The sequence below is a fragment of the Streptomonospora halophila genome, from assembly GCF_039542725.1.
Classification (GTDB): Bacteria; Actinomycetota; Actinomycetes; order Streptosporangiales; family Streptosporangiaceae; genus Streptomonospora; species Streptomonospora halophila.
The window spans coordinates 25,459-40,061 of sequence record NZ_BAABIK010000029.1 but is presented as its reverse complement, the minus strand read 5'-3'; the positions used below and the strand labels follow the sequence as shown (position 1 = coordinate 40,061).

Below are 14,603 nucleotides of genomic sequence, written 5' to 3'. Positions count from 1 at the left end.
AAAAGACGCGGCGCGGAGGCAGCGAATGGGAATCGGACTCGGCATCTTCCTGGTGGTCATCGGGGCCGTGCTCGCGTACGGCATCACCGCGGAAATCGCCGGACTCAACCTGGACGCCATCGGCATGATCTTCATGGTCGCCGGTGTGGCGGTGGTCGTCCTGACCATCATCCTCATGATGGTCCGCCGCGACCGCACCCGGCAGTCGATCCAGGACGACTCCGACGTGCTCTGACGCGAACGGGCACCCCCGGCGGCACCGCGCGGCGGCGCCTCTCGCCCCCTCGTCCCCTGACACGGCGCCGGCCCCGGCACCGCGAACACGGTGCCGGGGCCGGCGCTTGGGTCGAGGCGCCGCGCCGCGGCGTCAGGCCGAGGCGGGCTCGGGCCGGGCCGCGGGGCGGACGCTGAGGGCGTCGGCGTCCTCGTCGAGGTCGACGACCACCGTGTCGCCCTCGGTGAGCTCCCCCGCCAGCATCGCCTTGGCCAGCGGGTCGCCGATCGCGGCCTGCACCAGCCGGCGCAGCGGCCGGGCGCCGTAGACCGGGTCGTAGCCGGTCAGCGCCAGCCACTCGCGGGCGGCCGGGGTGACCTCCAGCTCCAGCCGCCGCTCGCTCAGCCGGGCGGCAAGGCGGTCGACCTGCAGGTCGACGATGCGGGTCAGCTCGTCGGTGGACAGCGCCTCGAACACGATCAGGTCGTCCAGCCGGTTCAGGAACTCCGGCTTGAAGGTGCTGCGCACGACCGACATCACCTTCTCCCGCCGGTCCTCGCTCGCCAGCGCGGGGTCGACGAGGAACTGCGAGCCGAGGTTGGACGTCAGGACCAGCAGCGTGTTGCGGAAGTCGACGCTGCGCCCCTGGCCGTCGGTGAGCCGCCCGTCGTCGAGAACCTGCAGCAGCGTGTCGAAGACCTCGATGTGCGCCTTCTCCACCTCGTCCAGCAGCACCACCGTGTAGGGCCGACGGCGCACCGCCTCGGTGAGCTGGCCGCCCTCCTCGTAGCCGACGTAGCCGGGGGGCGCGCCCACCAGCCGCGAGACCGAGTGCTTTTCGGAGTACTCGCTCATGTCGATGCGCACGATCGCCCGCTCGTCGTCGAACAGCAGCTCGGCCAGCGCCTTGGCCAGCTCGGTCTTGCCGACGCCCGTGGGGCCCAGGAACAGGAACGAGCCGGTGGGGCGGTCCGGGTCGGAGATGCCGGTGCGCGCGCGGCGCACCGCGTCGGAGACCGCGGCCACCGCCTTGTGCTGGCCGACCAGCCGCTTGCCCAGCTCCTCCTCCATGCGCAGCAGCTTGGCGGTCTCGCCCTCCAGCAGCCGACCGACGGGGATGCCCGTCCACGAGGAGACCACGTCGGCGACGTCGTCGGCGCCCACCTCCTCCTTGACCATCGTCGGCTCCGCGGCGGAGGCCGACCCCTGCTCCTCCTCGGCGTGGGACGCCTCCTCCAGCTGCTTCTCCAGCTGCGGGATCTCGCCGTACATGAGCCGGGAGGCCTCGGTGAAGTCCCCGTCGCGCTGGGCGCGCTCGGCCTGCGTGCGCAGCCCGTCCAGGCGCTCCTTGAGCTCGCCGACCCGGTTCAGCCCGGCCTTCTCCTGCTCCCAGCGGGCCACCAGCGCGTTGAGCTCCTCCTGCCGGTCGGCGAGGTCGGCGCGCAGCCGCTCCAGCCGCTGCAGGGAAGCGGCGTCGGACTCCTTGTCCAGCGCCATCTCCTCCATCTTCAGCCGGTCGACGGTGCGCTGCAGCTCGTCGATCTCCACCGGGCGGGAGTCGATCTCCATGCGCAGGCGCGAGGCGGCCTCGTCGATCAGGTCGATGGCCTTGTCCGGTAGGAACCGGGCGGTGATGTAGCGGTCCGACAGCGTGGCCGCGGCCACCAGCGCCGCGTCGGCGATCTGCACCTTGTGGTGCGCCTCGTAGCGGCCCTTGAGACCGCGCAGGATCGCGATGGTGTCGGCGGCCGACGGCTCGCCCACCAGCACCTGCTGGAAGCGGCGCTCCAGCGCCGGGTCCTTCTCGATGCGCTCGCGGTACTCGTCCAGCGTGGTGGCGCCGACCATGCGCAGCTCGCCGCGGGCCAGCATCGGCTTGAGCATGTTGCCCGCGTCCATGGCGCCCTCGGCGGCGCCGGCGCCGACCATGGTGTGCAGCTCGTCGATGAAGGTGATGATCTGGCCGTCGCTCTCCTTGATCTCGGTGAGCACGGCTTTGAGGCGCTCCTCGAACTCGCCGCGGTACTTGGCTCCGGCCACCATCGACGACAGGTCGAGGGCGATCAGCCGCTTGTCGCGCAGGGACTCGGGCACGTCGCCGGCCACGATGCGCTGCGCGAGCCCTTCGACCACGGCGGTCTTGCCGACGCCGGGCTCGCCGATCAGCACCGGGTTGTTCTTGGTGCGCCGGGAGAGCACCTGCACCACCCGGCGGATCTCGGAGTCGCGGCCGATCACCGGGTCCAGCGCTCCCGAGCGCGCCCGGCCGGTGAGGTCGACGCCGTACTTGTCCAGCGCCTGGTAGGTGTCCTCGGGGTTCTCGGTGGTGACCCGGCTGGGGCCGCGCACCTGATCGAACGCTTCGAGCAGCGCCTCGGGAGTGGCGCCGGCGTCCTTGAGCAGCCGACTGGCCTCGCCGCCGTCGGCGGCCAGCCCCACCAGCAGGTGCTCGGTCGAGACGAACTCGTCCTCCATCTTCTGGGCGCGCTGGGCCGCGGTGTTCAGCGAGACGATCAGCTGTCGGGAGCTCTGCGGAGCGCCCACCGTGCTGCCGGCGGCCTTGGGCAGGCCGGTCAGCGTCTGCCCGAGCTTGGCGGAGAGGTCGTCGGGCGCCGCACCGACCTCCTTGAGCAGCGGGCGGATGATCCCCTCGCCCTGGTCGAGCAGTGCGGCGAGCAGATGGACCGGCTCGACCTGCGGGTTGCCGTCCGTGGTGGCCCGCCGCATCGCCGCCGCCACGGCTTCCTGGCTCTTCGTGGTGAGTTTGTAGTTCATGCGTCGCCGCCCCCTTCGCGCGTGATCGCTATGCGGTTGTATGTGGTGGGCCCGCCGGATCGGCGGCGGGGCGCGCACCCGTTCCGGGCACAGGCGGCCCCCGCCGGCCGCCTCGGCGCCCGCCCGGTGCCGGTCGGCCGTCGCGGCCAGGCCGGACCGGCTACTGGTCCTGCTCGGGCGGAGGGGAGGTGTTGAAGATCGTCACCCGGGCGCGCCGCACCGGCAGCAGCTCGCCGCCGCCGGTCTCGCCCGCCGAGCGCCGCGCCACCGCAGAGCGGGCCGCGTCCAGCTCGTTGCGCAGGTGGAACAGGTGCTCGCGCAGCTTCTCCACCTCGATCTCCAGTTCCAGGATGCGCTTGATCCCGGCGAGGTTGATCCCCTCCTCCTGGGAGAGCCGCTGCACCTCGCGCAGCGTCCGGATGTCGCGCATCGAGTAGCGCCTGCCCCGGCCGGAGGCCCGGCCCGGCGAGACCAGGCCCAGCCGGTCGTACTGGCGCAGCGTCTGCGGATGCAGTCCGGACAGCTCAGCGGCCACCGAGATCACATAGACCGGGATGTCGTCGCCCAGTCCGGGATCGGTCATGACATTCACATCCCCTTCGCGCGAGTCTCCAGACCGCTGCGCGGGTCCTGGTCCGCGGTCGCGGCGCGGAACTTCTCAAGCGCCTCGCGCGCCTCCTCGTTGAGGCGGTCGGGTACCGCCACTTCGACGGTGACCAGCATGTCGCCCGCGGTCCCGTCGCGCCGGGCCGTGCCCTTGCCGCGGACCCGGAAGGTCCGGCCGTTGGGCGTGCCCGGTGGGATCTTGACCGTGACGGGCAGGCCGTTGAGGGTGGGCACCCGCACGTCGGCGCCGAGCGCGGCCTCGGGGAAGGTCACCGGAACGGTGATCGTCAGGTTGTCGCCGGACTTGCCGAACACGGGGTGCGGCTGCACATGTACCACCACATAGAGGTCTCCGGCCGGTCCACCGTGCTCGCCCGGCGCGCCTTTGCCCTTGAGCCGGATCCGCTGGCCGTCGGAGACACCCGCGGGGATCCGGGCCTGGATCGTTCGGGTGCTCTTGCCGCGCCCGCTGCCGCTGCACGTCAGGCAGGGGTCGTCGACCACCAGGCCGCGCCCCTTGCACTCGCCGCACGGCTCGGAAAGCGAGAATCCGCCCAGGTTGCGGTTCTCGTGACCGGTGCCCGAGCAGTTCGGGCACACGCGGGGAGCGGTGCCGGCGCGGGCGCCGGTGCCCTTGCAGGTGGGGCACGCGGCGTCGCTGCTGAGCTGGAAGGACCGGGTCAGTCCGGCGGACGCCTCGCTGAACGTCAGCCGGGTCTCGGTCTCGATGTCGGCCCCGCGCCGGGGCTGGGTCGTGGTCCGGCCGCGCCCGCCGAACAGGCCGCCGAACAGGTCGCTCAGCCGCTCGCCGCCCCCGCTGGTCTGGGTGCCGCCGCCCTGGCCGAACAGGTCGCCCAGGTCGAACCCGCCCGCGCCGGTGTTCCCGCCGGGGCGGTAGGAACCGCCGAAGAGGGAGCGGGCGTCGTCGTACTCCTTGCGCCGCTTCTCGTCACTGAGCACGTTGTAGGCCTCGGAGATCTCCTTGAAGCGCTCCTCGGCCTGCGCGTCGCCGGTGTTGGCGTCGGGGTGGTTCTCGCGCGCGAGCTTGCGATAGGACTGCTTGATCTCGTCCTGCGAGGCGGTCTTTGAGACTCCGAGGACCTTGTAATAGTCCTTCTCCAGGTAGTCCTTCGTGCTCATCGACGTCTGCCTTCTCCCGCTTCGCGCTGTGAGTCGGATTGTCCCCGGGACCGCTTCCCCGCATTCGGCGGGGGTGCGGCCCGGTGGCCGCGTGCCCCGGGCGCCGCGCGGCGCCCGGGGCTCGACGGTCTACTGCCTGTCCTCACCGGCCCCGCCGGAGGACTCGGGGCCGGGCTCCTCTGCGGAGGCGCCCGGCTCGGCCTCCTGTTCGGTTCCGGCGGACTCCGGAGCCTCAGCGGCATCCTCCCCGGGACCGGCCACCACCACGCGTGCCGGGCGCAGGACCCGTTCGCCGATGAGGTAGCCGGGCTGGAAGACCTCGATGACCGTGGGCACCTCGGCGTCGGGCGACGGCACCATGGTCAGGGCCTCGTGGACGTTCGGGTCGAACTCCTCGCCCGATTCGCCGTACTTCTGCAGCCCCAGCCTGGTGACCAGCGCCTCCAGCGCCTCACCCACGGACTTGAACCCGCCCGCGAGCTCGTCGTGCTCACGCGCCCGGCCGATGTCGTCCAGGATCGGCAGCAGGTCGCCCACCACCTGGGCGGTCGCCTGCTCGCGCAGGGCCACCCGGTCGCGCTCGACGCGCTTGCGGTAGTTGGCGTACTCCGCCTGGATCCGCTTAAGGTCGTTGGTCAGTTCCACGACCTGCTCGCGGGCCTTGAGAAGCTCGCCCCCCTCGACGGTCCCGTCGATGACGACGGGCTCCTCTTCGGCCTCGACCGCGGCCTCGGGGGAGTCGGGAGCGGCACCCTCGGCCCCCTCGGGCGTACGGAGCTCACCGGTTTCGGGATCTATGCGCCGCTTGTCGCGGATCACCGGCCCCTGCTGCTCCTCGCCGTTCTCGTTCTCCGGCAGCGCCATTGGCTGCGCCTCCCTTGCCTTGCCTCTCGGCCGATCAGGCGTTGCCGTCCTTCTTGTCCTCGTCGACGATCTCGGCGTCCACGACGTCTCCATCGTCGTCGGACCGGTCCTGGGCGTCGGCCGAGGCGTCCTCACCGCCGCCCTGCTGGCCCTGGCCGTAGATGGAGGAGCCGATCTTCTGGCTGGCCAGCGCGACCTTCTCGCTCGCCTGCCGGATGGCCTCGATGTCGGTGCCCTCCAGCGCCGTCTTCAGCTCGCCGACGGCACCCTCGGTCTCGGACTTGACGTCGTCGGGGATCTTGTCCTCGTTGTCCTTGATGACCTTCTCGGTCTGGTAGACGAGGGACTCCGCGTTGTTGCGGACCTCGGCCTCCTCGCGGCGCTTACGGTCCTCCTCGGCGTACTCCTCGGCCTCGCGGACCATCTTGTCGATGTCGTCCTTGCTCATGGCCGAGCCGCCGGAGATGGTGACCGACTGCTCCTTGCCCGTGCCCATGTCCTTCGCGGTCACGTTCACGATGCCGTTGGCGTCGATGTCGAAGGTGACCTCGATCTGGGGCACGCCGCGGGGCGCCGGCGGGATGCCGCTCAGGTCGAAGACGCCGAGCTTCTTGTTGTACTGCGCGATCTCGCGCTCGCCCTGGTAGACCTGGATCTGCACCGAGGGCTGGTTGTCGTCGGCGGTGGTGAAGATCTCCGAGCGCTTGGTCGGGATGGTCGTGTTCTTCTCGATCAGCTTGGTGAACACGCCGCCCTTGGTCTCGATGCCCAGCGACAGAGGGGTGACATCCAGCAGCAGGACGTCCTTGACCTCGCCCTTGAGCACGCCGGCCTGGAGCGCGGCACCGATGGCCACGACCTCGTCGGGGTTGACGCCCTTGTTGGGCTCCTTGCCCCCGGTGAGCTCCTTGACCAGCTCCACGACCGCGGGCATGCGGGTGGAACCGCCGACCATGACCACGTGGTCGATCTTGTCGACGCTGATACCGGCGTCCTTGATGACCTGGTGGAAGGGCGACTTGGTGCGGTCCAGCAGGTCGGAGGTCAGGCGCTGGAACTCGGCCCGGCTCAGCTTCTCGTCCAGGTGCAGAGGGCCCTCGGACGAGGCGGTGATGTAGGGCAGGTTGATGGCCGACTCGCTGGAGCTGGACAGCTCGATCTTGGCCTTCTCGGCGGCCTCGCGCAGCCGCTGCAGCGCCATCTTGTCCTTGGACAGGTCGACGCCGTTGGAGTTCTTGAAGCGCTCGACCAGCCAGTCGACGACGGCCTGGTCCCAGTCGTCGCCGCCGAGGTGGTTGTCGCCGTTGGTGGCCTTCACCTCGACCACGCCGTCGCCGACCTCCAGCAGGGACACGTCGAAGGTGCCGCCGCCCAGGTCGTAGACCAGGATGGTGGCCTCGTCCTCCTTCTCCAGGTGGTAGGCCAGCGCCGCGGAGGTGGGCTCGTTGATGATGCGCAGGACGTTGAGGCCCGCGATCGTGCCCGCTTCCTTGGTGGACTGGCGCTGGGAGTCGCTGAAGTAGGCCGGCACCGTGATGACGGCGTCGGTGACCTCCTCGCCCAGGTACGCCTCGGCGTCGCGCTTGAGCTTCTGCAGCACGAACGCGCTGATCTGCTGCGAGTTGAACGTCTTCTCGTCGATCTCGGTCTTCCAGTCGGTGCCGATGTGGCGCTTCACCGAGCGGATGGTCCGGTCGACGTTGGTGACCGCCTGGCGCTTGGCGACCTCGCCGACGAGCACCTCGCCGTTCTTGGCGAAGGCAACGACGGACGGGGTGGTCCGGGCGCCTTCGGCGTTGGCGATGACCGTGGGCTCGCCGCCCTCCAAGACCGAGACGACCGAGTTCGTCGTCCCCAGGTCGATACCGACCGCACGTGCCATGAGTTCGTTCCTCCGTCAGAGTTGAGTCTTACAGACGTAAGTTTGCTTCGCGGTTCGTCTGCTGTCAAATCACTTGAGTCGCTCGGACTCAATCCTTGGTTCCGCCCCTATAACGGCTGGGGGCGCGCCCTTTGTTCCCGCGGCGGGACCTCGCCGAGGGAAGTCCGGGCGGGCCCCGGGCAGATCTCAGGGGCGCGTCAGGGGCGCACCGGGGACGAGCGGGGGCGGCCGACCGCCGAGTGTGCGCGGCGTCTCCGCGAACGCGGACGGACGCGGCCGCGCGGCGGCCCGCGCGCATCACGCACCGGCGCGCCCGGGCCGCGGGCCCCCGCGCGCGGGCGATGATGGGAACGAGGGCCCCACCGCAGCTCGGCACGGCGGCGCAGGCGAACCCGCCGATTCGCGGCGGCGCGCGGGCCTCTACCGTTGGAGCCCGCGGCCGTCGATGCGCCTGAGCCGGGGGTGATGGACCCGCCCGGCATTACTGGCTAGTAACATTTGGTGGACCGCCGGTGTGTGGCGCATCGGAGCAGGACAGCAGGATGGGAGGCCGCAGGCGATGCTCTACATCGTTCTGGGGATCATCACAACCCTCGTCGCCGTGGTCGGGGTCGCCGTGTTCGCCTACGGCATCCGCCGGATGGTGCAGACCGTGCGTCTGGGCCGCCCGGTGGAGAACGGGCGCACCGGGCCCTTCGGCCGGCGACTGACGACCACGCTGATCGAGGTGCTCGGGCACAACCGGATGCTCAAGCGGCCCTGGGTGGGAGTGGCCCACTGGTTCGTGATGGTGTCCTTCCCCCTGCTGGTGTTCACCGTGGCCGAGGCGCACGGCGAGGTGTGGGACCCCCACTTCCACCTGCCGCTGATCCACGACTGGACCGTCTACGGCCTGGCCATCGAGCTCATCGCGGCGCTGGGCCTGGTCTCCATCGCGGGACTGGCCGTCTACCGCCAGATCAAAAGCCCACGCCGGATCGGGCGCGACTCCCGCTTCGCCAACTCCGTGCACTGGACGGCCTACTACGTCGAGGCCTACATCATCGCGCTGCTGGCCGCCATCTTCGTGATCCGCGGGATCAAGGTCGCCATGGACGACTTCCCGTTCCCGGTCTGGGCGACGCCGGTCTCGCACGCGCTGGGCGCAGTGCTTCCGGCGAGCGAACCGGCCCTCGCCCTGGTCGCCGCGTTCAAGCTGGTCATCTCCTGGATGTTCTTCATGGTCCTGGCCGCGGTGCTGACCATGGGCATCGGCTGGCACCGCTTCACCGCGCCGTTCAACATCTACTTCAAGCGCGACCCCGAGGGCGCTCCGGCGCTGGGCGCCGTCAAGCCGATGATGGACAAGACCGGCAAGCAGCCGCTGGACTTCGAGGAGGCCGACCCCGACGAGGACCCCTTCGGCGTCGGCAAGGTCGAGGACTTCACCTGGAAGGGCCTGCTCGACTTCTCCACCTGCACGGAGTGCGGCCGCTGCCAGTCGCAGTGCCCCGCCTGGAACACCGGCAAGCCGCTCTCGCCCAAGAAGCTGGTCATGGACCTGCGCGAGCACGCCTACGCCAAGGCGCCCTACCTCATGCAGGGCCTGACCGCCGAGACGCTGGAGGAGAAGGCCAAGGAGGACGCCGCGCACGCCGACACCGACGTGCTCACGCTCCTGCAGCGGCCGCTGGTGGGCACCGAGGAGGAGGGCGGCGTCATCCACCCCGACGTGCTGTGGTCCTGCACCAACTGCGGCGCCTGCGTCGAGCAGTGCCCGGTCGACATCGAGCACATCGACCACATCATGGACATGCGCCGCTACCAGGTGATGATCGAGTCGAGCTTCCCCTCCGAGGCCAACTCGCTGCTGAAGAACCTGGAGAACAAGGGCAACCCGTGGGGCATGGCCGAGGACCGGCGCATGGACTGGATCGGCGAGCTCGACTTCGAGGTACCGGTGGTCGAGGACACGCTGCCCGAGGGCACCGAGTACCTGTTCTGGGTCGGCTGCGCCGGGGCCCTGGAGGACCGCGCGAAGAAGACCACCAAGGCGATCGCCGAGCTGCTGCACACCGCCGGCGTGAAGTTCGCGGTCCTGGGCGGCATGGAGGCCTGCACCGGCGACCCCGCGCGGCGGCTGGGCATGGAGTACGTCTTCCAGATGCTCGCCCAGCAGAACGTCGAGACCCTCAACGAGGCCGGGGTCACCAAGATCGTGGCCAGCTGCCCGCACTGCTTCAACACCCTGGGCAACGAGTACCCCCAGCTGGGCGGCGAGTACGACGTGGTCCACCACAGCCAGCTGCTGGCCCAGCTGGTCGAGGACGGCCGGCTCACCCCCGTTCAGCCGATCGAGGAGAACATCACCTACCACGACCCGTGCTTCCTCGGCCGGCACAACAAGGTCTACACGCCGCCGCGCGACATCATGGCGCAGGTGCCCGGCATCACCACCAAGGAGATGCACCGGCACAAGGAGCGGGGCTTCTGCTGCGGCGCCGGCGGCGCGCGCATGTGGATGGAGGAGCGCATCGGCAAGCGGATCAACACCGAGCGCGTGGACGAGGCGCTGACCACCGACCCCGACACCGTCTCGACCGCCTGCCCCTTCTGCCAGGTGATGCTGGGCGACGCCATCAACGAGAAGAAGTCGGCGGGCGAGGCCAAGGAGACGCTGGAGGTCGTCGACGTCTCCCAGCTGCTGCTGCGCTCCGTCAAGGGCGGGACCGCCCCGGCGGGCGAGGAGGAGAAGGAGAAGGCCTGACCGCCCGACCGTCCCCGCCGCGCCGCGGGTCCGCCGGAACGGCCGGACCGCGCTCCGGGCAGGCCGCCGCCCGGGGCGCGGCCCCGCTGCGCCGGCCGGACCGCCGGCGCGGCGGTCGGGGCACGGCTTCGGATCAGCCCGCGCGGTTCGGTTCGGCGGCGGGCCCGCACACGCAGCGCCTGGCCTGCTCGGGTACCGGCGCGCGCACGCCGAGCACGAGGTCGATCTCCTCATAGGTCAGCCGCCGGTCCGCACCGGCGACCGCGGTGAGCAGCTCGGAGTAGAGTTCGATCTCCGCCAGCGCCACGTGGTCATGGAGGCGTACGTCCGGATCCATCCGCGCCCACCTCCATCGAGAACACCGCAGGGGCGCGCCCCGCCCGGGACAAGAGGAACGCGGGAGGCGACCGTCCGGCGACACGTATCCCCGGGTCGGACCGCCGACCTACGTGGGATCCCGCCGGAGACATCCCGCTGGATGAAGGTTACGTCCGGGTAGGCCGCCGCCGCATGACCCAGACGGGCCATTCTCAGAACCACGTTCGAGTAGTCTTCCGGCGGTATACACGCACGCTCCCCGGGCGCCGGGAGGACTAGGACCGGCACTTCGGCACCCCGATCCCGGCCGCCCGCGCGGACCGCACGGGCGGGGTGGGCGGCGCGGTCCAGGGCCCCTCACTCCGCCGCCGCGCTCGGATGAGCGCTCCGCAGAGTGTCCCGCTGGTCACGCCGACCACCGCGTGCGAACATCGGCACGTGCACTACCACGGCTACTTCTGGCGCGGGTCCGACGACGAGCGCTCGCGCCGGGCGCGTGACGCCCACGTCGACGGCCCCCGGTTCGCCACCGCCGAGGTGCCCCCCGCCAAGATGTGCTGGTGGCTGCGCAAACCGGCCGACATGGTCTCGGGCACCTGGGACGACCCCGAAGGCGCCGCGAAGTGGATGCTCGCGCAGTACGAGCGGGTGAGCCGCGAGATCGACGACACCGCCGCCCACTGGACGCCCGATGACAGCCGCTACGCGGCGGCCCTGCGCGACATCGCCGACGGCCGCGACGTCACCTGGCAGTACCAGGTCGGCGGCGACGAGCGCGCCTTCGTCTCGGTCGTCGCCTGCTCCCCCAACGAATGGGACCGCGAGGCTCCCTGCCCCCTCGACGGCACGCGCGGCTAGCGCGCCGATCGGCGGCGCTGCCCCGCGGCCGTGCGCGGCCGAGAGCCGCTCGGCCGGAAGGAAGGCGGAGGGCGGCGGCCGCCTCGCACGGAGCAGACGGAGCAAGCGGTGCGACGAGCGCCGCGGCGGCGGGATGCTGCGTGCCCGCTTGCGGAGCGCGCGGTGGCATCAGCGTCCGGTCGCGCCGTCGATCAGCTCGCGGAGGATGTCCGCGTGGCCGGCGTGGCGGCCGGTCTCCTCGATCATGTGGGTGAGCGCCCAGCGGACGCTGGGCGCCGGGCTGTCGGGCCGCGGTCGGGGCACCGGCGCGCCGAGGTCGCCGCACCCGTCGAGTACGTCGTTGGCCTGGGCGACCGCCTGCCGGTAACGGGCGACGACATCGGCCGCGCCGTCTGCCGGTTCGGCGCGGAAGGTCGCCTGCCAGTCGGCGACGCGGTCCCCGAGGAAGACCGCTCGCTCGACGAAGGCGAGGTGGTTGAGCAGGCCGAGCAGGTTCGTGCCCGACGGCACGCCGGCCGTTCGGACCTGCGGTTCGGGAGCGCCCTCGACCTTCGCGGTGACCGAGTCCCGGAGGTAGTCGAGGAAGCCGCGCAGAACCTCCGTCTCGCTGCCTCCGGTCCTGGGCGGCGGGGTGTCGCCGCGGCGGTTGCGGCGCGACGCGGTGGACATGGTGCCTCCTAAGGCGTGCTGATGGGTCCGTCCGTAGCGGGCGGCGCACCCCCGGGTGCGCCCCGCGCCCCGGGTGCGAAGCGCCGCCGGTCCGGCGCGGGGCGCTGCGGCAGGGACCGGCGCCGCTCGCGCACGGCCGGGAAGGAGTCGGGTCGCGTCCCCTGCTGACCGACGAGACTGACGAAAAGCAGCGGGAGTGGTGCTGGGGCGCTGCACAGGCTGCACAGGGGGACAGCGACCCATCCGGCACGCCCTTGCGGCGGTGCCGGGCCGAGCGGCGCGGCGGATGAGCTGGACGTGGCCGGTGACCTCGGCGGCGCGCCCGCCCCGCCCGGTCGCGATCCGGCACGGAGCGCCGGCCCGCTATGCCGTACACGCCGCCGGGTCCGGTCGGTCCGTGGCCGACGACCGGCGGCCGCCGCGGATCGCCGGGTGCGGATCGGGGCCGTGCGTGCTCCGTCCCAGAACGCGGCCGCATGGGCGGTGCTCATCAGGGGCTCCTTCGGCGGGGCTCCTTCGGCTGCCGGGTTCATCCGGGGTACGGGTCCGATCATGGCCCGCCCCCCGCGTTCCGGCACGCGATCTTGCGGTTCTGGCAAGATGCCCGAGTGGACCGCGAATCCGAAGAGGTACTCGACTCGGTGGGGCCCCGCCTGCGTGCGCTGCGTCGCGAGCGCGGTATCACCCTCGCCGACCTCGCCGCGGTGACCGGGGTCTCGGAGAGCACCCTGTCCCGGCTGGAGAGCGGGCAGCGCCGGGCGACCCTGGAGCTGCTGCTGCCGCTGGCCCGCACCTACAACGTTCCGCTGGACGACCTCGTCGGCGCCCCGCGCACCGGCGACCCGCGGATCCACCTGAAGCCCATGCGGCGGTTCGGGATGGTCCTGGTTCCGCTGTCCCGGTGGCCGGGCGGCATGCAGGCGTTCAAGATGGTCATCCCCGCCCGGCCCGAGCCGCTCGAACCGGATCCGCGGACTCACGAGGGCTTCGAATGGCTCTATGTGCTCAGCGGGCGCCTGCGGCTGCTGCTCGGCGACCGCGACCTCGTGCTGTCGCCGGGCGAGGCGGCCGAGTTCGACACGTCCCTGCCGCACTGGCTTGGCAGCTCCGACGGGGGCGTGGTGGAGCTTCTCATCCTGTTCGGTCCCCAAGGGGCGCGTACACATCTGCGTGCGACGCCCGACCGGTCGCCTGGCGGCGGACGCCGGGGCTGAACCCGGCGGGGCCGACGTCCGTTCCGTTCACGCCGGCGGCCGCACCGGCGGCGGGCGGGCCCCGCCGTACCCGACCCGCGATCGGCGCCTGTGTCCGACGGGCCGCCCCGGTCATTGCGACGAATCCTACTCCACGGAGCGTTTGAGGAGGTCGCACGCGTACTCGAACTCCTCCTGGAGGCGGGAGGCCTCGACCAGGAGGGTGGCGTAGGGATTCGAACGGCCGGTGACGCTGATCCTGACGGGCTCGTGGCCCTCGGCTTCCTCGGTCATCAGGCTCGCGCACTCCCGGGCCTGGCGAACCAGGGAGGTCAGCTCCTCGGTCTGTTCGGCGAGGCGGTTCTCGTCGAGCTCGCTCAGCTTCGCGGTGATCTCGGCGAGCGCGGCGAGGAAGTCCGCGTAGCGCCCGAGGAATTCGGGGTTCTCCGGCCGCTCGCCGTCCGAGGACGCGGCCTTGTCGAGGGTGCGGGTGACGGAGGCCAGCTGGTGGGTGATGCGGTCCAGGGCTTCCACGGCGCCCGCATAGCCGGAGAACGTGGGGATCCCGCGCCGGAGGAGAAAGCGCCGCGGGTTGTAGTAGGTGCTCTCCTCGGCCGTTCGCACCGAGCTGTGCGCCTGGGCGACGGTGGAGTCCAGCCGGCTCGCGCGCCGGCGCCACTGGCCGGTCCGCTCCTGGTCCAGGTCGCCTTCGCGCAGCGGGGGGTGCATGTCCGAAAGCAGGTCGCACATCGCGTGGGCCAGCGCGCGGACGCCGTGCTCGGCGCTGCGGAACCGCATGGGCGGTACGACGACCAGGTTGACCAGCACACCGATGGCGCAGCCGATGAGGACCAGCAGGAGGATCCAGCCGAGCTGGGAGGCGCGCTCGAGGGTGCTCGTCGCCGTGACGTACATGGCGAAGGCGAAGAACGCCGCCGTGACCACCTGGGAGCCCTGCGATCCCAGCCGGGGCCAGCGCCCGATGACCAGCGCGACCATCGTGACGACCGCGAACGTCACCAGGCCCGGACCCGCCAGGAATCCGATCAGCCCCTGCACGGCCACGCCCGCCCCCACCGCGCCGAGATAGCGCACCGACTGGGCGACCGACTGGTAGATCGTCACCTGGATCATCAGCACGGCCGAGAACGGCGCGAACGCGGGAGCCGCGGCCTGCAGGAGGCTGTGGGAGATGATCCAGGCGACGGTCGCGGCCAGGGTGCTCTTGGCGATGAGCAGCAGGGTGTTGCGCTCGTGGCCCTCATGGCGGGCGCGGCGCAGCCACTGCCCCATACGGGCCCAGCGCCCCTGCGGCGCGGGGCGCCTCCCGGACCTCTG

General features: G+C 71.5%; 12 protein-coding genes. 4 read left to right on the top strand and 8 right to left on the bottom strand.

The window, feature by feature from the left end; genetic code table 11:
* The first annotated feature begins 25 nt into the window (after window positions 1–25).
* Window positions 26–235, top strand: a complete 210-nt coding sequence (locus tag ABEA15_RS20875) for a DUF6458 family protein (protein ID WP_344147488.1) — start codon at window positions 26–28, stop codon at window positions 233–235.
* A 132-nt stretch (window positions 236–367) separates the two neighbouring features.
* On the opposite strand, the gene clpB is transcribed toward ABEA15_RS20875, so the two are convergent.
* The 5 genes from clpB to dnaK all read right to left on the bottom strand — a co-directional run bounded on the left by clpB (window position 368) and on the right by dnaK (window position 7,481).
* Window positions 368–2,989, bottom strand: a complete 2,622-nt coding sequence (gene clpB / locus ABEA15_RS20870) for an ATP-dependent chaperone ClpB (protein ID WP_345558430.1) — start codon at window positions 2,987–2,989, stop codon at window positions 368–370.
* A 160-nt stretch (window positions 2,990–3,149) separates the two neighbouring features.
* Complete coding sequence (locus ABEA15_RS20865; RefSeq protein WP_344147494.1) at window positions 3,150–3,572, bottom strand: heat shock protein transcriptional repressor HspR; 423 nt, start codon at window positions 3,570–3,572, stop codon at window positions 3,150–3,152.
* A gap of 5 nt (window positions 3,573–3,577) precedes the next feature.
* Window positions 3,578–4,735, bottom strand: a complete 1,158-nt coding sequence (dnaJ, locus tag ABEA15_RS20860) for a molecular chaperone DnaJ (RefSeq protein ID WP_344147497.1) — start codon at window positions 4,733–4,735, stop codon at window positions 3,578–3,580.
* A 129-nt stretch (window positions 4,736–4,864) separates the two neighbouring features.
* Window positions 4,865–5,599: a nucleotide exchange factor GrpE gene (grpE, locus tag ABEA15_RS20855; RefSeq protein WP_344147500.1), complete on the bottom strand. Its 735-nt coding sequence runs from the start codon at window positions 5,597–5,599 to the stop codon at window positions 4,865–4,867.
* 34 nt (window positions 5,600–5,633) lie between these two features.
* Window positions 5,634–7,481, bottom strand: coding sequence for a molecular chaperone DnaK (gene dnaK, locus ABEA15_RS20850; RefSeq protein ID WP_344147503.1), 1,848 nt, complete (start codon window positions 7,479–7,481; stop codon window positions 5,634–5,636).
* A gap of 559 nt (window positions 7,482–8,040) precedes the next feature.
* Here dnaK and ABEA15_RS20845 point away from each other — a divergent pair.
* Window positions 8,041–10,227 (top strand): (Fe-S)-binding protein, encoded by a 2,187-nt coding sequence (locus ABEA15_RS20845; protein WP_345558427.1) that lies wholly within the window; start codon window positions 8,041–8,043, stop codon window positions 10,225–10,227.
* A gap of 133 nt (window positions 10,228–10,360) precedes the next feature.
* Here ABEA15_RS20845 and ABEA15_RS20840 read toward each other — a convergent pair whose 3' ends face one another.
* The gene (locus ABEA15_RS20840) at window positions 10,361–10,564 is read right to left on the bottom strand and encodes a hypothetical protein (protein ID WP_344147509.1); all 204 of its coding nucleotides are present in this window, start codon (window positions 10,562–10,564) and stop codon (window positions 10,361–10,363) included.
* 419 nt (window positions 10,565–10,983) lie between these two features.
* On the opposite strand from ABEA15_RS20840, the gene ABEA15_RS20835 reads away from it, so the two are divergent.
* A complete protein-coding gene (locus ABEA15_RS20835) occupies window positions 10,984–11,403 on the top strand; it encodes a hypothetical protein (RefSeq protein ID WP_344147512.1) in 420 nt (139 codons plus the stop codon).
* A 168-nt stretch (window positions 11,404–11,571) separates the two neighbouring features.
* Here ABEA15_RS20835 and ABEA15_RS20830 read toward each other — a convergent pair whose 3' ends face one another.
* Window positions 11,572–12,072, bottom strand: coding sequence for a DinB family protein (locus ABEA15_RS20830; RefSeq protein WP_345558424.1), 501 nt, complete (start codon window positions 12,070–12,072; stop codon window positions 11,572–11,574).
* Between the two features lie 608 nt (window positions 12,073–12,680).
* On the opposite strand from ABEA15_RS20830, the gene ABEA15_RS20825 reads away from it, so the two are divergent.
* Entirely contained in the window at window positions 12,681–13,286 is a 606-nt protein-coding gene (locus ABEA15_RS20825) for a helix-turn-helix domain-containing protein (RefSeq protein WP_345558422.1), read from the top strand.
* A gap of 126 nt (window positions 13,287–13,412) precedes the next feature.
* On the opposite strand, the gene ABEA15_RS20820 is transcribed toward ABEA15_RS20825, so the two are convergent.
* Window positions 13,413–14,558, bottom strand: coding sequence for an aromatic acid exporter family protein (locus ABEA15_RS20820; RefSeq protein WP_345558420.1), 1,146 nt, complete (start codon window positions 14,556–14,558; stop codon window positions 13,413–13,415).
* Between the last annotated feature and the right edge of the window lie 45 nt (window positions 14,559–14,603).